Origin of the sequence: Trichococcus flocculiformis (assembly GCF_900113645.1) — a bacterium.
Taxonomy (GTDB): Bacteria; Bacillota; Bacilli; order Lactobacillales; family Aerococcaceae; genus Trichococcus; species Trichococcus flocculiformis.
The window spans coordinates 1-21,435 of record NZ_FOQC01000044.1; the positions used below are offsets into that span (position 1 = coordinate 1).

The following is a 21,435-nucleotide window of genomic DNA, read 5'->3' on the forward strand; positions in this document are numbered from 1 at the left end:
CAACGAAAAAAGAAACGCAACAGATCCTCAGTCAAAAAAAGGCTGGTTTCTGTTGTGTTTCTTTTTATTTGGAGCTAGTTATTTCCCAGTCCCAAGTTTTTCCTTATCGATTAATAACGCGTATCCAAGAATCCGCAGAATGCATCTACTGGAGAAACTCCGGTGAATTCGGAACGGCCGACCATCTTGTTGACAAGAGCTTGCAGTGTGAAGTCTTTTGAGTCGTATGTGTTGATGTATGTTTGTACTTGCGGCACGTCAGCCAAATGGTTCGGTGCTTGTACAGAAACAAAGATTGTAGGGATCTCATGGACATAGAACGGAATGTCCGGTGTCCCTTTTGAAGCTGGCCATTGGATGCGTTGATCTGTATTCGGTTGTACCGAAGCCACGTTGATGACCAAATCGTAAGCCGCAATCAAATCTTTGATCGGACGTTTTTGAGCGTACACGTTCGCAACGGCAGCGGCTCTTTCTTCTTCCGGCAATTTGTTGATCCGTTCTTCCGTCGATTCCCAGATGGAAACTTCAAAGCCTTCAGCTTCAAGGATACCTTTCAATGTATCGACAGGGCGAACAGCTTCTCCGCCGATCATTGCGCCGAATCCGCCTTTGTGGCCTTCAACGTTGACTAAAAGAACACGTTTTGTCTTTTCTGGTGAGATCGGGAAGATATTTTGGTTGTTTTTGACCAAAGTGATTGCTTTGTCGGCAACTTCAACTGCGATTGCTTTGTTTTCCGGCAAGCCGATTTTAGCCATCGCTTCTTCTTTGGTCGGCAAGATTTCTGTTTTCGCTTTTTTGTGCAGACCTAAAGCAGCTTTTGTGCCCAAGATGCGCGTCAAAGCTTCTTCCAAACGCTCGTCCGTGATGACGCCGTTGTTGTAGCCATCCAACATCCATTGGAAATCTTCGTCCGGATCGTTGAAGAACAAGAATAAATCGGAACCTGCAGCGATAGCTGTCGGCAGCATATCTTGGCGTTTCATGGCGGAAGTCATCGCAACCATGTGGCTGGCATCGGTTACAACCAGGCCATTGAAGCCCATTTTGTCGCGCAACAGATCAGTCAGGATGTATTTGTTCAAAGTAGCCGGCATAATTTGTTCTTGTACGGTAGCTGCCGGGTTGAAGTATTTCACGTATTCAGGCAAGGAGATGTGACCAGCCATGATGGAAGGCAAACCAGCATCGAACAAAGTGCCGTACACTTTACCGAAAGTAGCATCCCATTCTTCAGTGGAATATGGGTTTACGCTGAATGACAAATGTTGGTCGCGTTCGTCGATTCCGTCCCCAGGGAAGTGTTTTGCAGCTGGTGCAATGCCGCTTTCCTGGATACCCTTCATGTATGCCAACGACATTGCGATGGTTTTGTCGACATCGCCGCTCCATGTACGGGTTGCGATGATCGGGTTGCGCCAGTTGCGGTTGATGTCCACGATCGGAGCGAAACTCCAGTTGCAGCCGATAGCAGCAGCTTCGACACCGGAAACGCGGCCCATTTCATAGGCGTACTTCGTGTCGTTCGTGGCAGCGATTTTCACTTCAACGCCGACATACGTACCGTCTTTACATGCGCCGTTGCCGCCTGCTTCGGTGTTGGCAGCGATCAATAACGGGATTTTGCTGTTTTCCTGCAGAATTTTGTTTTGTTCGTAAACTTCTTCCGCCATACCAGGATTGTAGCGGACTCCGCCGATGTGATAGTTGTTCAATACGCCAGTCAAATATTCCCCCGTGCGTTCTGAACCCATATTAATGAACAGTTGCCCGATTTTTTCTTCGACAGACATGCCTGCAATCGTATCTTTGACCCACTTGATTCCCTCGGCATCCAAGTTATAAGGTTTAGTAGTTAAATCGACTCTCATGATTTGTCCCCTCTCAAAATAGTTCTGGAACAGACAGTTGCACCGTCTTTCCTTCAAGAACAAGTATAGGCAGTTTATCAGAAAAATTGAAGGCACTTTCACCCTGTTTTGAAAGGTTCGGATTCTGTTCAAAATTGAATCATCGAACCATAACGGATAAAATAAGGCTTTCAAAACGCTTTGAAACCTCTCCATGAAGCCATTTCTTAAAATTATGAAATGATTCAGAAAGCCCCTGCACACTAAAAAGAAGCCTTGAAAATTTGTCACTTTTTTGTCACAGTATTCGTCCAAATAGAAAACGAGGCTGGGACAAAACCCCAGCCTCAAATTATATATCCGAATATTATTTGCCTAAACGTGCGCCAAAAAATCATTCGACAAACTCGCCTACGATCGGCAATCCCTCAAGTACCTGTTTGCCATGAGGCGAACTATTGATCTCTTCCGACAATTCATTGCCGGCAGTCAATCCCATTTGATGCTCCCCGTCTTTCCATGCTTCCACGTTTGTGACGTCATAAACTACCCCATCGACGGCAACATAACCAGGCTGGTCGTCCTTGCCGGTGTATTGGCTGAGTTCTTCAAGCGTGAAGGTTTGCATTTCCGCGGCCGAACTGCTGACCGATACGCTTTCGGAACTCGTTGTTTCGCTGTCTTCGACAGTGTCAGGCGCACATGCGACTAACAACAGGCCAGCTATCCCTGCTTGCAGCATCAGGCTCCATTTGCTTCTAGTCATTTTCGTTTCCTCCTTCATCATAAACCAAATGTTTCATAATGGATGCGATCTTTGGGAATACCTTTTTTAAGCAAAGCTGCTTCGACCGCATTCATGAATGGCGGTGGTCCACACAACAAGTACTCGGCTGCCTCGTATCGGATTTCATTGTCCTTGAGTATCTTATCGATTTTTCCTTCATCGAGAAAGCCGCTCTCATTGGCAAAGAATGGCACCAAACGGAAATCCGGAAGCTTTTCCTTAAACGCCTGCAATTTTTCAGTGAAACCATACTCATTACGATCTTTCAGACTCCAGACCAGTACCGTCTTGTTCGGGAACTGAAGGTATGCACTGTTTTCCAATATCCCCAGCATCGGTGTGATCCCGATGCCTCCCGCAAACATGACCATACTCACCGTTTTATCGTGAATGCCTTCCTGGACATGCCACATACCGCCATGAGGGCCTTCAACCGACGCTTTGACTCCCGGTTGCAGCGTTTGGAAGCGGTGCGTGTAATCCCCGGAATCCTTGATGGCCAATGCGACCTTATCCCGATCCTGCGGAGCACTGATCAGCGAGAACGGATGCTCTTCCGGTGAATACTGTGGGTCATACAGGCGCAGAAAGACAAACTGCCCGGCTCGATAAGGGAATATTTCGCCACTATCCGGCTTCAGATGGACTTCCAGGACGTTGCCCTTTTCCGGTCTGGTGACGGTGTAAAGATTTTTTTTGAGTCTGATCGGCTTCAAGAATTTGTGGTTGATGTACAAGCTAAAAGCCAAAGCGAAGTAGCCTCCTAGGATGGCGGCGGCAAGATAATCGCCCTGGACAATAATGGTCATGGTCAAGACATGGATAGCCAGAAAATTGGCGGCGATTATGTTGAAATTATGGACGAATTTCATTTTCTCGTAGTTGGCGATGGGGTATTTTTTGAGGGTAGTTTTGGCCGTTTTGACGATTTTTTTTCGCCCGAACCAGTTCGTCATGACGAGAGCGGAAAGGACAGCGATGGTCAAAAAGAAGAGGATGGCCAGGTCCCCGAAGATGGTCGAATAGCGGTATGCCCAGCCCCAGAGAAGCGTCACCCATAGTTTATGTGTGATTCCGATCGCCAGCGCAACGACGGCCATGATGGCGTGGAATCGATTCAGCTTGTCCAAGCTGAAGTAGTATTCAATGAACCTGGGACGGGATGCAATGATGACGCCCGTCAAAAGCCAAGTATAGGATACAATCCCAAGAAATGGCGGACCTGCGGAAAGGAAGCTCCTATTCCTGAGGGATACTGCGGCGATAAGCACAGGGAGAAGAATATAAGCGGCAACAATCAGCATGCGCATCAGTTTTCTGTTCATTGGCGAACCCTCTTTTCTTCTGCTGGTTTCGGCGGACAGATGCAAGCCGCATTCCTTTTCGGCAGAAATGCATCTCTTGTGTCCATTTTATAATGTCATGCAAACGGATACAAATTAGAACCCTCAGCCGAAAAATGCAAAAGCAATCGGAAGAAGCTTTCGAAGCCAAAAGCTGTGATACAATAAAAAAAATAATCCAAACAAGGAATGATGATATGAACCCTACAAAAAAAGAACTGTCATGCAACCAGACGCGGAACGTACGCACTGCTTTCGTGTCCTACAGCGAATTGAACGATAAAGATACCCTGTTTGGCGGCGAAATCATGTCGCACTTCGATTCAGCCTGCGGCAGGGCGGTGTTCAACTTCGTCAAGCGCCCTTCTTTCACCGCGACCGTAGATTTGATTGCTTTCATCCAGCCCGTCCAGAAAAATGAGGCCATCTATGTCGAGGCTTACGTTTCCGGCTGTGGAAACACATCCGTGGAAGCCTTCGCCAAACTTACTGCCACCGACGTCCGCACCGGTGAAAGCCGCATCTGCGCTTACGCCTTCCTGACATTCGTCATCACCAACAGCTCGGATCCGGACTTTGTGATGCCGCTGATCCAGCCCGAGTCGGAGGAAGAAAAGCTGATCTGTTCCGGATACGAGGAGCGCAGGACCAATAATCTGATCAAACGCAACCAGAACAGCCGCCTGCTTGCTGGCCTTTCAACCAAACAGATTTGGGATGCCCAGAAATAATCCAAAAAAGCTCCAAGCGCACCGATAAGGTAGGCTTGGAGCTTTTTGCATTTCAACTATTTAGATTACGTCGATGGAAACTTCGATTGTCTGTAATGGAACATCGTAGAATCTGTCTTCTCTGCGTCCAAGGAAGTCTTTTGCTTGTTGCGGGAACAAAGCGTACATCAAGACGTCTTCTGTGGATTTAGCATATTGGCTGATCTCTTTTTCAAATGTAGGCATTTGCGGCAGGATCAGGTCAGCAGGTCTCACAGTAGTGATGCCTTCGTTGCCGATGATTTTTTTCGTGATTTCTGCAGAAATCGCTACTGGCGGTTTGCCGTATTGACCTCTTACATACTCTTTTATTTCGTTAGGAACAAGTTTGTAGCGCTCACCCGAAATGACGTTCATCAAGGCTTGCGTACCGACCATTTGCGATAACGGTGTAACCAATGGAGGATAGCCTAAGTCTGCACGCACTTTCGGAACTTCTGCCAATACATCGTCGTATTTGTCTTGCAGGCCTTGTTCAGTCAGTTGACTCAACAAGTTGGAAAGCATGCCGCCTGGTACTTGATACAGCAATGTTTTCGGCTCGACGTCCTTCACTTTCGGGTTCAGGATGCCTTCGTTGCGGAAACGATCACGGATCGGTGCAAAGTGATCGGCGATTTCTGCAAGTTTGTTCCTATCAAGACCAGTGTTGTAGCCCAAACCTTCCAACGCGATTGCGACGGATTCCGTAGCCGGTTGGCTTGTTCCGCCTGCAAATGGAGAGATGGCTGTGTCGATGATATCAGCACCGGCTTCAACAGCTTTCAGGTATGTCATTTCAGCAATACCGCTTGTCGCATGTGTGTGGACTTCCAAAGGCAGATCAACGGCTGCTTTGATTTTGCTGACCAATTCATAGGCGACGGCTGGCGTCAACACGCCGGCCATGTCCTTGATGCAGATGGAATCTGCGCCCATTTTAGCCATTTCCTTCGTCAAGCCGACGAAATAGTCGACTGTGTGGAATTCGCTGGTTGTATAGGAGATTGCAGTCTGGCAATGGCCGCCAGCTTTTTTGGTGATATCGATGGCTGTCTTCAGGTTGCGCAGGTCGTTCAATGCATCGAAGACACGCACAACATCGATTCCGTTCTGGATCGATTTTTCAACGAATGCGCTGACGACATCATCGGAATAGTGTTTGTATCCCAACAGGTTTTGTCCTCGCAAAAGCATCTGCAGTTTTGCATTTTTGACTTCTTTACGGATCGTGCGCAGACGTTCCCAAGGATCCTCGTTCAAATAACGGATACAAGAATCAAAGGTAGCCCCTCCCCACATTTCGATGGAGTGGTATCCGGCTTCATCCATGGTTTTGATGATCGGCAACATGTCCGATAGCGGCATACGTGTTGCAATCAAACTTTGTTGACCATCACGCAAGACCGTTTCCATAAAACGGATTTCTTTAGTCATGTAATTGGTCACTTCCTTCTTGTATTATTTTAGAAATGGCTTCTTGCATTTCTTCTATAGTGTGACGACGACTGCGACCGCAATCTTTCGCATCACGATTGCAGATGAAGCAGCGTCTCGTATTCAGACCTAATGCGGTTCGGCTGATGCTCTTCAACTCATTGCCTTCCATCCAGAGGACATCCAAATCAAACAAACGGCCAAAAGGATGCGTCTCCTCTATCATCACCATTTTTTCTTTCAGTTGCGCAGGCGTCAATGGCGATAGGATAAAATACTCCGCACCCGTATTCAGATTCCGGTAGAGGGAAGCTTGCGGCAGATCATTGCCCAATACTTCTTCTATGCGTTCCAAAACTGCAGTAAAGACAGCTTCCAACTTTGGATTGTTTTTGATCGGGCCCGGGATATTCATGAGCGCCATCAAGAGACTGTCCTCTTTCTGGCTGCTCAATAATTCCCGTTGGATGGCGACGCGTTTTTCACGCACCGCCAACATTTCTGCTAGCGTAACGCGTTCTCCTTCTGTAAAAAGAGCTGTATTAGACATTTTTTACCACATCGATTATCGTGCCATCACGGTATTCGATCAAAGCAACGACTTTATCGCCGTATTCGATCGGATCTGGAGATCCAACGATGGAATACGCGATGTCCTTCAGTTGATCAATCGTGAATTGAGGTACATCCAATGTCTTGAAGTGTTTGATCAGATCTTCTCTGGCTGGGTTGATGGCGATACCTAATTCGGTAACGACCACATCAACGCTAGATCCAGGTGTGACAACCGTGTTTACCGTATCAACAATTGTCGGGATACGTCCACGGATCAGCGGCGAGATGACCAAGCTCATCTTGCAGGCAGCACTTGTATCAGAGTGACCGCCGGAAGCACCACGGATGATACCATCGGAACCAGTGATGACATTCACGTTGAAGTCCGTATCGATTTCCAAAGCAGATAAAATAGCTGTATCCAATTGGTTGATGACAGAACCTTTACTTAATGGTGATGCATACATGATCGCATCGACTTCATAATGGTTCGCATTTTTGCCCAATGAGATAGCGGACGGGTGGTCGAAATCCTGCACGTCAATGATTTTTTCGACAAGGCCTTCTTCTAGCAGTTCAACCATCGCGTTCGTGATGCCGCCCAAAGCAAAGCTCGCTGTGATTTTATCGTTGATCATCGCTTCTTTCAAGAAACGCGATACAGCTAACGAAGCGCCGCCGGTACCGGTTTGGAAAGAGAATCCTTGTTTGTAGTATGGTGAGTTCGTGATCACTTTTGCAGCATATTCCGCAATCAAAAGCTCTTTAGGGTTTTTCGTGAAGCGGGTTGCTCCCTTAGCGATTCCTTCAGGGTCACCGATCGCATCAACTAAAACCACATAATCCACATCCGTTTGAGGGATGCTGATCGGCGTGTTCGGGTAAGGCATCAATGAGTCAGTGATGACGACTACTTGATCCGCATACTTCGCATCCACCATTGCGTATCCCAATGATCCGCAAGCTGTTCTACCGTGGGAGCCGTTCACATTGCCGTATTCATCGGAACTTGGCGCGCCAAGGAAAGCGACGTCAATATGGATATCTCCGCGTACAATCGCTCTTGCGCGGCCGCCATGGGAACGGATGACAACAGGGTTGTCCAGAATGCCTTCAGAGATGGCAGCACCGACTTTGTCACGCAAACCACTTGATGTGATGTTTGTGACAACGCCTTTTTTGATGTGTCCGATCAACGGTTCGTGGATGTTGGCGATCGAACTTGGTGCAATCGTCAGGTTTTTGAAGCCCATTTTGGCGATTTCATCCATTACCATGTTGATGACGAAGTCGCCCTCACGGAAATGATGATGGAAAGAAATCGTCATGCCGTCTTTCAAGCCTGTTTTTTCGATTGCTTCGCGAAGACTCCCAAGCAATTTTTTGTCGCGCGGTTTCACCGGATGGATCTTACGGGTGGATTCTTGGTAATCTTTGATGTTCGCTAATTCTCCATCGAAAACACCGTATTGCGCAGCATACATTTCAGGTATATCTTTACCAACTTTATTGACAGTCATGATTAAATATCCTCCTCGCTAATAAGTTTTGCGGCTTTAGCCAAAGCAATCACACGTTCAGCACGTTCAACGATCGGTTTATCGACCATTTTACCCTTCAAGGAGATAACGCCTGAACCTTTTTCTTCAGCTTCTCTGATAGCCCAAATAACTTCTTTAGCATGTTGAATTTCTTTTTCTGTTGGTGCATAGATATGGTTTACGATCGGAATTTGACGCGGATTGATCACGGATTTGCCGTCGAAACCAAGCTGTTTGACGAGCTCGACTTCGCGAGCGAATCCGCCCACGTTCTCAACGTCAGAGTAGACCGTATCGATGGCTGCGATGCCGGCTGCACGGGCAGAGTGAAGAATATAGCTTCTTGCGAAGAATAATTCTTGTCCGTCAGGGTAGCGTTTTGTTTTCATATTGGTTACGTAATCTTCAGCGCCTAATGCAATCCCGATCAAGCGAGTGGATGCTTTGGCGATTTCGCGGGCGTTCAGTACACCTTCAGCGGATTCGATGGCGGCCATCATTTTGGTTCTACCGATTTCGATACCGTATTTTGTTTCGACTTCAGTGATCGCTTCATCTACATCAACGATGTCTTGCGCTGTTTCCGTTTTTGGAAGACGGATAACATCCACGCCTGCCAAAACCATCGCTTCGATATCCAATTTCCCGACTGTATCCAAGCTGTTGATACGCACAACTGTTTCTGATTTGCTGTAATCAAATGTCCGCAATGCAAAATGCACTAGAGTACGGGCTGAATCTTTTTCTTTCAGGGAAACAGCATCCTCCAAATCAAACATGATTGAATCGGCGCCATATAGAGGTGCATCCCTAAGCATTGCAGCATTTGCGCCAGGGACAAACATCATAGTTCTTCTTAAACGTTCCATGAGTCCATCTCCTTCCAGTTGTAGTCGTCTTTTTCAGCAGCACGGTGAATGGCCGTTACTGTTCGTGCTTCGATTGTGCAATCCAAAGCGCCTTTATCGACAGCGGATACTTTCGCGCTTGTGATGCCCAGATTTTTAAGTGTTGCGATGATGACTTCCTCGATACGATCGCCATACTGTTTCTCAACGCTTGAATTCAGTGTCACTGCAACTTCATTGTTATCGCTAGGTTCTACGACGATCATGATGTCACTTGATTCAGTCGTTCCTGCTACTGCATATTTTTTAATTTCCACTTTTTTCACCTCTAAATTTGTCTTTTCCATAATTTTTTGCCAAATAATTATAAGTTGTGGGTGGTACAAGTTTTTTAATTGTTTGGAAATCATCTTCTTTCAATGCTTTTCGTACACGTGTAGCACTAATGACTTGTCCATCCAGTTCGATCCGAGGAACGACTTTAAGGGCAAGTGTGTCAGAAAAAATCTCACGCATGCTCTCGTTATATACCTCAGTAACGGGGGACAATGGCTCTTCCCCTACAAAGCGCGTTTTGATTTGGAGAGCAGGCGCAATCCTCTCCTTGAACAAGGTTGCATCCAGCGTTGCCTGTACGCGGGCTATGCTTTCTACCGCCTGATCCTTCAGAAAGTAGGATGGGAAAGTAGCGGATGACACTTGGTAATCCCTAGTCGGGAGAATGACTACGTTTGAAAGGTGCTGTGTGCCCACCTCTACAAGCATTGATCGCTCTTGCGTCGAAAATTCGGAACGATCATCGGACAGCACAAAAAGATAGAGAACATCCACTTGCGCAGCAGCCGTTTCGACTAAGTACAAATGACCTTTGGTGAACGGATTCGCATTCATGACGATGGCTCCGGCATGATCGGCATTCTTTTTGAGACCCTTAAGCAAGGTCAAGTAATCCGAAAAATCGGGAGAACCTTGCTCCATAAAGAGAATCGTGTCTGTACGGATGATTTCTTTGAAGCCAAGAGAAGCAAAGGAAACCGCCACGCAGGGCTTCGTATACAAAAAGAAGTGGATAATGCCCTCATCGTGAAGCTTGGAAGATAAAGCCATCACAATCTTTGTCAATAAATTTTCGCTTTGATACTCTGGATCGACAGCGACTAGCTTGATGATGTTTTGATAAGTCGATCCGGTAGCGACTAATTTGTTTCGGTCGTAGAGACCTACTGTATAGTCGACTTGCTCGTCCGGGACAAGTCCGCCTAAGACCAATAAATCTTCCCAAGCTTTTTTGTCCGCTGGAACACGCATTATCCAGATTCTTTTCAGTTCATACATAGATAAGCCTTCTTTGTTTTATTTTTAGGCTGGAAAACGTTTGATCAATACAATCGATACAACATACAAAAGGAATAGCACCAGGAAGATGCCGCCCATACCGAAAATCATCAATTCAAATGCAATTTTTAAAGCTTCTGGATCATATACCATAATAATTCTCCTTTCAATGAACCTTCTTAACTAAAGAAGGCAAGTACTAAACCACCAGCGATAACAGATGCAATTTGTCCGGATACGTTCGCACCGACAGCATACATCAAAATAAAGTTTTGAGGATCTTCGTCAGTAGCCATTTTTTGGATAACACGGCTTGACATCGGGAAGGCGGAAATACCGGCACCACCAATCATCGGATTGATTTTTTCGGTTCTGAACAAGTTCAGCAGTTTTGCGAACAATACGCCGCCGATTGTATCCATAATGAAGGCAACCAAACCAAAAGCGATGATCATCAGTGTTTGGAAATTCAAGAACAGATCAGCCTGCATTTTGACGGAAATCGTAAGACCCAACAGGATGCTGACGATGTTGACCAATTCATTTTGGGCAGTCAATGAAAGTCTGTCCAACACGCCACATTCGCGCAACAAGTTACCGAACATGAGGAACCCTACCAACGGAAGGGAAATTGGTGCGATAAAACCGGAAACGATCGTAATGATGATCGGGAAAAGAATTTTCGTCATTTTGGATACGCCTTCCGCTTTGTAAGTCATGCGGATGCGACGTTCTGCTTTGGTTGTGACAGCTTTGATGGCGATCGGCTGGATGATCGGAACAAGCGCCATGTAGGAATAAGCGGCAACCGTGATCGGTCCCAGTAGATTAGGCGCCAACTGGTTGGATACGAAGATGGCTGTCGGGCCATCAGCAGCACCGATGATACCGATTGAAGCAGCTTCTCTGATATCGAATCCGAAGAAGATAGCGACTACGATCGTAAAGAAGATACCGAATTGAGCGGCTGCACCGAATAATAACATGAATGGATTTTGCAACAGCGGACCGAAATCGATCATGGCTCCGATACCGATGAAAATCAGCAATGGGAACAGCTCCGTGCTGATACCTGCTTTGAAGAGAACGTCCAAAACACCCTCTGATTCAGATCCGTTGACCATTTGGGTCAGAACACCTGTCCCAGGGAAGTTGACCAAGATGGTACCCAGTCCCATAGGCACAAGTAATGTAGGTTCATACTCTTTTTTGATTCCTAAATATATCAGGACAGCCCCGATAAGCATCATCGCGATTTGGCCAATCGTAATGGATGTAATTCCTGCTAATAGTGTTTCCATTTATTCACTTCCTCCTAATAAAAAATTATGCGATTGTGATTAATGCATCGCCGGCATTTACGACTTGACCTTGGTTCACATGGATGCCGGCTACTTTACCAGCATGATTTGCAACAACTTCATTTTCCATCTTCATTGCTTCAAGGATCATCAATGGTTGGTTTTCTTTTACTTCGTCGCCGATGTTCACTAACAGTCTCAGGATAGTTCCTGGCATCGGTGCTGTCATTGCGTCTCCTGAAGCTGCTGAAACTGGCGCGGCTGCTGGTGCTGGTGCTGCTTGTTCTGCTGGTGCCGCTACTGGAGCTGCCGGTGCTGCTGCAACTGGTGCTTGAACGGGCTGTTGTACGCCACCGATTTCTTCCATTTCCACTAAGTATTCTTTACCATCGATTGCAATCTTGAATTTTCTTAACATTTATAATTCCTCCTTATTATTTAACCTGACTTATTTTTTTTACGACAAATTTACTTTCAGGCATGGTGCCTGCCGCAATGCTTGCGGAAATCAGCGAAACAAGATGAGCCTCGGGATTACGCTTCATAATATTCTTTACCACAAACTGCGATTTAGGATGATCTCCTGCAGCGATTGCTGTCGCGATGACACTTACTAATTCATATTCATTCGGATCAGTGGGTACAAAAGCTGGAATTTCTATCAGATCATTCACGGGTGCATTTGCAGAGACAGTTGCTGATTGTACTGGCACTGGTACTATTGTGTCCTTCTTCCCAAAGAAACCTTTGAAAAAAAACATTTTCTCACGTCCTTTCTATGGATTTAATCCCATTATAGAAATTTCTCTCATTAAAAACAGACCATTACGCCTTTATTATTGTTTTTTTTATGTTCTCAAAAACCTTAAAACACCCAAAACGTTGCCAAATCAACGTTTTCACCCGTTTAAGACTTTTTTAATATTTGGTTAAGTCGCATTTAAGAAAGCGCTTCAAATAAGGTGTGTTTTTCGTGTTTTTTCAAAGTAACGGCTTTCAATTGACTTGCAAAGTAACTATTATTGCTCTTAGAGAGCCAGCCCTATCATATTTGGGATTTTTAAATTAGAAAAAATGTGAATAGGTTCACTTGATAGCATGAATACCGAAGTGATCGGGCCCTCTCAAAAAAACTTTTTTATAGTCGGAAGGAGAAAAAAATGTTACTTACAGTTTTATCTTATGCAATGATCGCGATCTTCATGTTCGTAATCATGAAAAAGAAATTGTCACCGTTTACCGCTTTAGTTATCATCCCGCTTGTTTTTACGCTCATCGCTATGGCAACGGGTGTTACCTCTGGAAATATCGGTGAATTTGTTTTGGAGGGTGTAACGACAACTTCTAAAACAGGTATCATGTTATTGTTTGCTATTCTTTACTTCTCTATCATGTTGGATACTGGTCTATTCGACCCTATCACTAAAAAAATGATTCACTTCGCTAAAGGCGATCCGATGAAGGTATTGATGGCAACTGCAGTCGTTGCAGCAACTGTATCTTTAAACGGTGATGGTACTACAACAACATTGATCTGCTGTTCAGCTTTTATTCCTATCTATAAGAAACTGAATATGAACTTGATGAACCTTGCTGTTTTGGTAATCCTGCAAAACACAATCATGAACTTGCTTCCATGGGGCGGTCCTACTGCTCGTGCAATGGCTGTTCTGGAAGTTGATGCAAGCATCCTTTCTTACCTTGCTCCTGGTATGGTATTGGCTTTACTGTATGTTACTTTCTGGGTTGCGCCGCACATGGGCCGCAAAGAACGCGCTCGCTTAGGTGTTAAAGTATTGACTGATGCAGAAATCGATGAAATGACTACTGTTACAGACCCTGAAACCCAAGAAATCCGTCGTCCGCAAAACTTCGTATTCAATGCCATCCTTACAGTCGGCCTGATCGCTTGGTTGGTTGCTGGATCATTTATCGAAGCTATCTCAATGCCACCATTGATGTTGTTCTTGGTTGGTACATGTATCGCTTTGATGGTCAACTATCCTGCTCTTAAAGACCAATCTTCCCGTATCGGCGCAAACGGCGGCGACGCTGTTCAAGTAGTTATCCTAGTATTCGCAGCTGGCGTATTCATGGGCTTGTTCCAAGGTTCCGGAATGGCTACTGCCTTGGCAGAAAGCTTCGCAACAATCATTCCTAAACAATTGGCTGGTTTCTGGGGAATCATCATCGCCCTTATCTCTGCACCAGGTACTTTCTTCATCTCCAATGATGGCTTCTACTTCGGTGTCTTGCCTGTATTGGCGGAAGCTGGTCGCTCTTACGGATTCACAAACATGCAAATGGCTTTGGCTTCCCTGATGGGTCAAGCGTTCCACTTGTTGAGCCCATTGGTAGCATTCATCTACCTGTTGCTTCGTTTGACTGGATTGGATATGGGTGCTTGGCAGAAAGAATCTGCGAAATACGCGCTGGGAATCTTCGTTATCTTCTTAGTGACAATCGTATTGTTCGGCCAAATGCCGCTTTACATCCCGCAATAAAGACACGTATAATCCTTGTAAGGAATGGAAAGCCGAGCGACTCTGCTCGGCTTTTTAGTATAAAAGGAATCGTTCTCATTTAGAACTAACCAACAGTTAACCAAAAAATAATAGGATGAAGGGGAAAAAGATGAGCACTATAATCAAAGCAGTCAGCAAAAATTTAGACCTTAGCCAAAATATGCCGCTTAAAGACCTGATTTACGAGGCTTTCCGAAAAACTGTCATTTTGGGTGAAATTCCAGCTGGAGAACGCATCAATGAAAAAGAGTTCTCCGAGAACATGAACATCAGCCGCACACCTATCCGTTACGCTCTGAAAAAATTGACCGAAGAAGATTTAGTGAAGCATGTTCCCGGAGTCGGCGTCGTCGTAAAAGGAATCAGCATCAAAGATGCGTACGAAATTTACGATATCCGCAAAGCGTTGGATACCCTTGCTACCACAACAGCCATGAAGCTGATGACAGCCGAAGATTTCAAAGCGATGCGCCTGCATTTGGAACATTGCGAAGTGCTGAATCAAGAGGATAAAGTAGAAGAATTGCAGCAGAAATTTTTGGAATTCAATGAATTCATATACGATAAAAGTCAGATGCAACGACTAAAATCCATCGTTTTGAAGCTTTCGGAATACTTGATGTACTTCAGGGACATCTCGATCAGTTCAAAAGAACGACGCGACTTTGCATTAGCAGAGCACTGGTTGATTTATCGTGGTATGAAGACGCAAGATGCCTTACAGATCCAACTCATAACGTATGAACATTTGGACCGCTCGCTGAAATTTATCGTCAAAGAAATGGAGAAACGTAAAATTGACTTTGAAACCAATGAATGAGTTGCTTATCGAAATTGCCGGACAAGCCGAGAAAGCACTCCTTTATGAAGTTGCATTGACTCCGAAACCCGGTCTGGTCGATCGCAACAACAACGGTGCCCACTCAGACATGGACTTCTTCACTTTTATGGACAGCATCGTCAGCCTGAGCCCTTACCTGTACCAATACGTAAAATTAGGCATGGAGCATGTAGGGACCGAAAAAGAGTTATTTCATAAAGTCCGCTCAATGGGCGTTCATGCTGAAAAAGCGATGCTGACCGCCACTAAAAACATCAACACGCACAAAGGGGCCAACTTCTCTTTCGCTGTACTTTTGGGGGCAACAGGTGCATGCATCGGTCGTGGTCTACAGCCTCCTTTCACACAAAATGATACACAAGAAGTGCTCTCCTATGCCCAAGAAATGAGTCGCGGCTTGGTTACGGATGATTTTGCCGATCTCGCTGCCAAAACCTCCTTGACCTATGGAGAAAAATTATACCTTAGCTATGGTATCACCGGCATCCGCGGCGAAGCCGAAGCCGGCTACCCTGCCTTGAGTGAACTGATTTTGCCATTTTTAAGAGCAAATCAAGGTCAGCCAGTAGAGAATCTGTTGTTGGAGGCGCTGCTCCTGTTGATGAGCCAAGTCGAAGATGGCAACATCATCCACCGTGGAGGCATCAGCGCCTGGCAGACAGTCAAAACGGAAACAAAACAACTCCTGCAAGATTCGCACGAGGGAAACCTGAAAGAGTTGCTGTACAGCTATGACCTGGTATTGATAGAAAGACACTTGAGCCCAGGCGGAGCTGCCGATCTTTTATCTTTAGGTATCTTTTTTGCAAAATTGGAGAATTTATTCTGAGCTTATTCACCTTCGGGGCTGAACGTATAGCCAATACCCCAGACAGTCTTCAAATAGCGCGGCTTTTTCGAGTCATCCTCGATTTTGTTGCGCAAGTAGCTGATGTATACCATGATCAGATTATTGTCTATTTCCCCATCATTCCAGACATTCGCATAAATCTGCTCCTTCGAAAAAACTTGATTCGGATTTTCCAGGAAAAACAGCATCAATTGGATTTCCTTCGATGACAGGGCAATATCCTGCCCTCTTTTCTGCAACTGGTACAGATTTTTATCGAAAGTAAAATCGCCCACTTTGAGAACACGGCTGGTTGGATTTGTTTTTTGTGACTGGATAGTCTTCATTCTTTGCAACGTACTCAAGATTTGAGCCCGCAGAAGATTAGGCGAAAAAGGCTTCGTAATATAATAGTCCGCTCCCGTTTCGAGACCATTTATAATATCGGTCTCGCTTTTTTTGCCGCTTATAAATATAATAGGGGTCAACGGGTAGTCAGCGCGGATCAGCTGCGCCAGATGATAGCCGTCATTCTCATATTCCAGACTGATATCCAACAGAAAAAGGTCAAAAGTCACACGGGTCATGATGTCCAGTGTTTTTTCGATGGAATCACTTTGGTAAATAAGAACGCCCGTTGATTGCAACGACTTCCAAATAAGCCGCCGGATTGAGATATCGTCATCAACGACGAGTATTTTTTGATTATTCATATTTTTCCTCCTCAATGTTCTCTAGTTTCGCAAGCAGAACATTGTTTTGTCAAGTGGTTATTTTGCTACTATGCAGTTTTAAGAAAGGGCTTTTACGATGGAAAACAAACCGACGACCCGTATCATCAACATCATCCTGACAGGGTTATTCATCATCATCGCGATTACCTTGATCACGATCACGGGCAGCTTCTACACCGTGGAACAGAATGCCAAGAAAAGCGGTCAGGAACAACTGATGCAGACCTTGAATTATGTGACCAATAATCTGAAACTAGTCATCGAAAATCGTTCTTTATCGCTTCAGCAATTATCCCATGAGTTGGCTTCAGCAGACCAGCCGGAAACGCAGCTCGGTGAGTTCGACAAAAAAACACTCATCGCTGATTACTTGGGTTCTCATGAAGATCAAACAAATTTGTTGATCCAACTTGACAGCTTAGGCGCTTTCGCGAAAGCATGGCAAATCAAAGACGGCTTCGTTCAAGAGCTACCAGAAGATCGTGCTGAATCTTATCTGCAAGAGGACCCTTATATCGGATCTTTACGCGACAATGAGGCCTACATCCAAAACAGCAGTGAATATTTTTTGGAAAATCAATCCTTCGTCAATCTTTATTCTCCCGCCGTAGACTCAGATGGACAAGTCACGGGTTACTTCGTCTCACCCTTGAACCTGGAAAACATATTCAAGGCGGAAATATTCAGCGACACCAGCGACTATAGCGGCTATCCCTTGGTGAAGAATGCCGATATGAAAGTTGTCATTCATCCGGTCGAAAGCCAAGTCGGACTTGATATCATCTCCGACCGTCAGAAACAGTTTCCGGATCTGGATCTTTCCGATTTGAGGCGTCTGGAGGAAGCCCAACTCACTCAAGAAGAAGGAACACTCAGCTATTATTCCTACTGGTGGGATGAAGAAAATCCGACTAAGGTGCTGAAACTGGGTGCCTTTGAGTGGATCGACATCGGAGCAGCCCATTGGGTCATCGCCCTGAACTCGGATTTCTACGAGCACAACCGTGTTCCTATACAAAACAATTATATATTATTGAGCCTCTTATTACTGATTTCTTCTATAATTCTCATTTTCATTCTTCTGATCAGGGGCTACAACAAAAAGAATCAAGCCTACGAAGCAAGCCAACGTCTCATCGAAAAACAAAAATTTGAGAATGAGCGCCATCGATTGGAAAAGCGGATATTGAAAGAAAGTAAACTGGAAGCAATCGGGCTCTTGACAACGACCATCGTTCACGACATGAATAATTTCTTGACCCCTATCCTGGGAAATGCCCAGTTGCTGATGGAAGACTATGCCGAGAATGAAGAGTTAGTCAGCGAACTGAAAGAAATCTACCTTGCCGCGGAAAAAGGCAAGGATCTTTCTACGAACGTATTGCGTTTTTCCAAGGTCAGCGAAGGACAGCAAGATACTGTGTATGACCTTTCACAAGTGCTCAAAGACACCATTGCCGAAATCACGATCTTGACGCCGAAGAGCATCAAAGTCGTGAGTGACATCGATTCTGGCATCTTGGTTGAAGGCTTTGACAAGCAGGACTTGCAAGTGGTGCTGTACAACCTGCTCACAAATGCCTTCCAAGCGATCGACACGCGCCCAGGAAATGTCTCAATCAGGCTGAAAAAAGCGGATGCTGAATGCAATGCCGATTTGCAGAAGCGCTCGATTGTGACAAAAGAAAAAGAATATGTTGTCCTGTCCATCACAGACGATGGCCCTGGAATCGCGGAAGGTTTGGAAAGCAATAACCTGTTCGATCCCTTCTTCACCACAAAAGGCAACAACGGATCCGGGTTAGGATTGTTTGTGGTTTCTTCCATCGCCGACAAATATGATTGGCAGGTCAGACTGGACAGATCCCAAAAAGGGTTGACCGTCCTCGTCAATATTCCCCTGCAGAAAATCTGACACGAAAACAAATAAAAACCAATAGCAATATTCCTGATTTGCATGGGAGTTGCTGTTGGTTTTTTCTTTTCATATAAAAGTACGCAATCGACCTGGCGGTATTTACAAAGATCGGACAATCTGATCAAATGCATGTATGGCTTCATCCGGAAGCGGGAAGTCCGGATGTTCTTGGTTGAACGTCTGCAGGAACTCAATCCGCATCGTCATCCGTTCTTTGACCAGCTTTTTGTAATTCTCGTCTTGAAGCGGTGGTTCATAGCCAGGCACGTCCAAGTACGCCAAGCCGGTCCCGTCACCGAAAGGTTTGAATGTGGCTGTCTCTTCGACGATGCTCTCGATCACGCCGAGTGTGATGTCTTTGGTGATGTCCTTATTCAGGAAAGCGCCGGTGTTGATGATGTAGCAGTCCACCGCCTCTTTGCTCAGCAAGGCTTTAAAATCTTCGTAATCTTCGATCAACGGGTAGACGCGGAACGGATTGGCATAAGGCTCGATAACCAATCGGTCTCTGTCTTCACCCTTTCTGGCGGTTTCCGCAGTCGACCGTTTCGTCGCCAATGTTGCTCCGAAAGTGGCAGCAAGGATCGGATTTTCGATTTTGACGAGCGGCGGCAGAGAGTCATCTTTCATGATCCAGTAGATGCCCTCAATCGCCGAATGGAACTTGTCCACTCTGTCTGGCGTCACGTAACGGGACTTGACGGTACGGCCGTTGCCGTTGCGGATATCTTCCGTCACCAATACCCGTTTTCCGTCCACATCCTTCGTCACGCCTACGTTCTGTGCCGTCAGGAAATATTCCTGCTCCGGATGATCTGCTGGATAGTCTTGGGTCTTGTCGAAGTATGCCGGTTCCAATGCAATCGATGAACCGTCGAGCAGATCGATGATGAAGGCATCATCATGCAACACCTTCACTTTGTACTTTCCGCTGTGCTTCGAATGCGTCAGTGTCGACTTTCCTGAACCGGACAAGCCGAAGAAAGCAAAGACGCGCTTCTTGTCTTCCAACACAAATTTTTTCAGGCCGCCGTGGCAGGAAGCATAGCCGTTGCGATGCGCAGTACCCCAGGCAAGGGATAGCGTGCCTTTCTTGAATTCCCCAAAATACTGCATGCCCAAAATGCAGGCGACGTTATGATCGGGTTCAAAGTAGGCCAGACCCAGCGGATAATCGGGATGGCGCCAGTCGGGATCCGTATAGATATAAATATCCCCTTCTTCATATTTTTTTGAATGCGCGTACAATTCATTGTACGCGTCATTGGCCCACTGAAAATTCAACAACCAGGAGTAAAGATTGTTTTCGTTACCTTCCGGAAATGCGATGTGCGCTTTGATGATGAATTCTTCATCCAAGCCGACATAGCCAGTAGTCTGGTGGTATTTCTTCGTGCGGTTCTGGTAGATGACGTCACGGACTATCGCAATCAATTGCTCGTCTTCCGCTTTATCTTCGCCTACGATCCTTCTTGCTTTAGCGGTCCGTCCAACTATTTTGCCGCCGTTTTCGACAAGCACTTTGGCGTCTTCAGGCAGGCCCAACTTAGCAGTCTCTTTGATGGGAAGGTCGGTTACGATGACCCCTGGGGATGTTTTCGCCAATTCATAGGCTTCGGCAAGTGTCGTCACTTCATGCATATTGCTGCCGTAGAAAGCCGTTTCGACTGTTGTGCCTAATTTAGTTAACAATGGATTGGTTTTCTTCAATGCAGATCTTTGGTACGTTTCAATTGTTGCCATACTCGACCTCCGTAATTTTGATGACTTCATTATAGTATGCTTTTCTGTGTTTGTACCGAAATTGAGGTGTACTTATGATGTGCTTGATGTTTTGAACACTAAAAAAACACTTACCTGTTACATCGCGCTTAAAGCACTTTATTAGTGTTTTTTCTCTGTACTATGTTTAGGAGTACACAAAAGAGACACCACATCCCGAACGCTTAATGCTACTATATATACAACTAAACAAGTAATAACGGAGGAATGAATAGTGCTTACCGTAGCCGAAGCAGTCAAAATACTCAGCAAAAAAAATATTACCCATTCAGAAGAGATGGTACGCAGATGGATCCGCAAAGGAAAAATCAAGGATGCCGTGAAATTCAGCAACAAAGAGGGTTGGTTGATTCCTGAAGATTCTTTGGAAGAAGTCATCGCAGCCAAAACGTATATGAACAGCGGCATCAAATCCACTAAGGAATACCGCAAAGGTTATCAGGATGCCTTGGCATACATAAAGGAACGGGATTACGAACTCATCAAACAATCCCCTCCCGTTTATGAGAAAGAATTCACGATTTATCGGGATGATGCCTTGGACTTGGCGGAGAACATGCTGCCGGAAGAACAGTTGGTCAACCCTTTCAAAAAATTTGTGGATGATACGCTGTTCAAGTGCAGCCATGCAGAACCGCTGTCCTCCATCGTCGTGAAGGTATTGAACAATTGGGTGCTAGTGGAAGATACAAACGACATCTACAATATCGCAAAACTGCCGAATCTGAACGTGACATTTGAAGATCACCTGACGCGTGCCTTATTGCGTGATCAGTTCAACACATTCAAGAGAACGGGCATGGCGATCTGAGATTAGTTCCATTAGAAGGTTGTCCGATAACCTGCAAGTATCGGACAACGCCAGTAGCGTGCCAAAATCAAAACCACCCGTTCACACGGGTGGTTTGCTCTACGGCTGAAAGCCTTTGTTACTAACCAACCCCTAAAGGGGCTCTGAATGGTTCGCCAATTGTACTACTGTCACGGGCTAGACCTAAAGGTCTGGCTCTTATTTTTTCTTTTTACTCTTACGAACTTCTTCGCCTGTAAATGGATC

Annotated in this window: 21 protein-coding genes; 6 read left to right on the plus strand and 15 right to left on the minus strand. The window is 45.6% G+C overall.

Annotated features, from left to right (window positions below; translation table 11 throughout):
• Positions 1–110: 110 nt before the first annotated feature.
• The 3 genes from BMZ71_RS11590 to BMZ71_RS11600 form a co-directional block, all read right to left on the minus strand.
• Positions 111–1,874 (minus strand): glycoside hydrolase family 3 protein, encoded by a 1,764-nt coding sequence (locus tag BMZ71_RS11590; protein WP_086988854.1) that lies wholly within the window; start codon positions 1,872–1,874, stop codon positions 111–113.
• Positions 1,875–2,247: 373 nt separating this feature from the next.
• Complete coding sequence (locus BMZ71_RS11595) at positions 2,248–2,481, minus strand: cytochrome b5 domain-containing protein (RefSeq protein WP_086988863.1); 234 nt, start codon at positions 2,479–2,481, stop codon at positions 2,248–2,250.
• A 155-nt stretch (positions 2,482–2,636) separates the two neighbouring features.
• Entirely contained in the window at positions 2,637–3,965 is a 1,329-nt protein-coding gene (locus BMZ71_RS11600; protein WP_086988853.1) for a ferredoxin reductase family protein, read from the minus strand.
• A 215-nt stretch (positions 3,966–4,180) separates the two neighbouring features.
• Here BMZ71_RS11600 and BMZ71_RS11605 point away from each other — a divergent pair, with 215 nt between their 5' ends.
• The gene (locus BMZ71_RS11605; protein WP_177187603.1) at positions 4,181–4,714 is read left to right on the plus strand and encodes an acyl-CoA thioesterase; all 534 of its coding nucleotides are present in this window, start codon (positions 4,181–4,183) and stop codon (positions 4,712–4,714) included.
• A gap of 60 nt (positions 4,715–4,774) precedes the next feature.
• On the opposite strand, the gene BMZ71_RS11610 is transcribed toward BMZ71_RS11605, so the two are convergent.
• The 10 genes from BMZ71_RS11610 to BMZ71_RS11655 are packed head-to-tail and all read right to left on the minus strand — an operon-like array spanning position 4,775 to position 12,510.
• Positions 4,775–6,169, minus strand: coding sequence for an oxaloacetate decarboxylase subunit alpha (locus BMZ71_RS11610; RefSeq protein WP_086988851.1), 1,395 nt, complete (start codon positions 6,167–6,169; stop codon positions 4,775–4,777).
• Positions 6,162–6,719: a citrate lyase holo-[acyl-carrier protein] synthase gene (citX, locus tag BMZ71_RS11615; RefSeq protein ID WP_086988850.1), complete on the minus strand. Its 558-nt coding sequence runs from the start codon at positions 6,717–6,719 to the stop codon at positions 6,162–6,164. Before citX ends, BMZ71_RS11610 begins: the two co-directional genes overlap by 8 nt.
• Complete coding sequence (gene citF / locus BMZ71_RS11620; protein WP_086988849.1) at positions 6,712–8,244, minus strand: citrate lyase subunit alpha; 1,533 nt, start codon at positions 8,242–8,244, stop codon at positions 6,712–6,714. Before citF ends, citX begins: the two co-directional genes overlap by 8 nt.
• 2 nt (positions 8,245–8,246) lie before the next feature.
• The gene (gene citE, locus BMZ71_RS11625; RefSeq protein WP_086942137.1) at positions 8,247–9,134 is read right to left on the minus strand and encodes a citrate (pro-3S)-lyase subunit beta; all 888 of its coding nucleotides are present in this window, start codon (positions 9,132–9,134) and stop codon (positions 8,247–8,249) included.
• Complete coding sequence (gene citD / locus BMZ71_RS11630; protein ID WP_068624828.1) at positions 9,122–9,430, minus strand: citrate lyase acyl carrier protein; 309 nt, start codon at positions 9,428–9,430, stop codon at positions 9,122–9,124. The genes citE and citD overlap by 13 nt, the downstream gene beginning before the upstream one ends.
• On the minus strand, positions 9,420–10,448 hold the full coding sequence (gene citC / locus BMZ71_RS11635; RefSeq protein ID WP_086988848.1) for a [citrate (pro-3S)-lyase] ligase: 1,029 nt from the start codon (positions 10,446–10,448) through the stop codon (positions 9,420–9,422). The genes citD and citC overlap by 11 nt, the downstream gene beginning before the upstream one ends.
• Positions 10,449–10,472: 24 nt before the next feature.
• Entirely contained in the window at positions 10,473–10,601 is a 129-nt protein-coding gene (locus BMZ71_RS15465) for an OadG-related small transporter subunit (protein ID WP_086988847.1), read from the minus strand.
• 26 nt (positions 10,602–10,627) lie between these two features.
• Positions 10,628–11,749: a sodium ion-translocating decarboxylase subunit beta gene (locus BMZ71_RS11645; protein WP_086988846.1), complete on the minus strand. Its 1,122-nt coding sequence runs from the start codon at positions 11,747–11,749 to the stop codon at positions 10,628–10,630.
• 25 nt (positions 11,750–11,774) lie between these two features.
• Positions 11,775–12,167: an acetyl-CoA carboxylase biotin carboxyl carrier protein subunit gene (locus BMZ71_RS11650; RefSeq protein WP_086988845.1), complete on the minus strand. Its 393-nt coding sequence runs from the start codon at positions 12,165–12,167 to the stop codon at positions 11,775–11,777.
• Between the two features lie 16 nt (positions 12,168–12,183).
• Entirely contained in the window at positions 12,184–12,510 is a 327-nt protein-coding gene (locus BMZ71_RS11655) for a hypothetical protein (RefSeq protein WP_093234146.1), read from the minus strand.
• 399 nt (positions 12,511–12,909) lie between these two features.
• On the opposite strand from BMZ71_RS11655, the gene BMZ71_RS11660 reads away from it, so the two are divergent.
• The 3 genes from BMZ71_RS11660 to citG all read left to right on the plus strand — a co-directional run bounded on the left by BMZ71_RS11660 (position 12,910) and on the right by citG (position 15,944).
• Complete coding sequence (locus tag BMZ71_RS11660; protein ID WP_086988844.1) at positions 12,910–14,253, plus strand: CitMHS family transporter; 1,344 nt, start codon at positions 12,910–12,912, stop codon at positions 14,251–14,253.
• Positions 14,254–14,383: 130 nt separating this feature from the next.
• Positions 14,384–15,094, plus strand: coding sequence for a GntR family transcriptional regulator (locus BMZ71_RS11665; protein ID WP_086988843.1), 711 nt, complete (start codon positions 14,384–14,386; stop codon positions 15,092–15,094).
• On the plus strand, positions 15,072–15,944 hold the full coding sequence (citG, locus tag BMZ71_RS11670; RefSeq protein ID WP_306298098.1) for a triphosphoribosyl-dephospho-CoA synthase CitG: 873 nt from the start codon (positions 15,072–15,074) through the stop codon (positions 15,942–15,944). Before BMZ71_RS11665 ends, citG begins: the two co-directional genes overlap by 23 nt.
• 2 nt (positions 15,945–15,946) lie before the next feature.
• Here citG and BMZ71_RS11675 read toward each other — a convergent pair whose 3' ends face one another.
• Positions 15,947–16,657 carry a response regulator transcription factor gene (locus tag BMZ71_RS11675; protein ID WP_086988842.1) on the minus strand — a complete coding sequence of 237 codons (711 nt, stop codon included), beginning with the start codon at positions 16,655–16,657 and terminating at the stop codon, positions 15,947–15,949.
• A 97-nt stretch (positions 16,658–16,754) separates the two neighbouring features.
• Here BMZ71_RS11675 and BMZ71_RS11680 point away from each other — a divergent pair, with 97 nt between their 5' ends.
• The gene (locus tag BMZ71_RS11680) at positions 16,755–18,593 is read left to right on the plus strand and encodes a sensor histidine kinase (protein ID WP_086988841.1); all 1,839 of its coding nucleotides are present in this window, start codon (positions 16,755–16,757) and stop codon (positions 18,591–18,593) included.
• Positions 18,594–18,695: 102 nt separating this feature from the next.
• Here BMZ71_RS11680 and BMZ71_RS11685 read toward each other — a convergent pair whose 3' ends face one another.
• On the minus strand, positions 18,696–20,339 hold the full coding sequence (locus tag BMZ71_RS11685) for a phosphoenolpyruvate carboxykinase (ATP) (protein WP_086988840.1): 1,644 nt from the start codon (positions 20,337–20,339) through the stop codon (positions 18,696–18,698).
• Positions 20,340–20,592: 253 nt separating this feature from the next.
• Between BMZ71_RS11685 and BMZ71_RS11690 the strand changes: the two genes are divergently transcribed.
• Positions 20,593–21,189 carry a helix-turn-helix domain-containing protein gene (locus BMZ71_RS11690; protein WP_086988839.1) on the plus strand — a complete coding sequence of 199 codons (597 nt, stop codon included), beginning with the start codon at positions 20,593–20,595 and terminating at the stop codon, positions 21,187–21,189.
• Positions 21,190–21,435 lie beyond the last annotated feature (246 nt).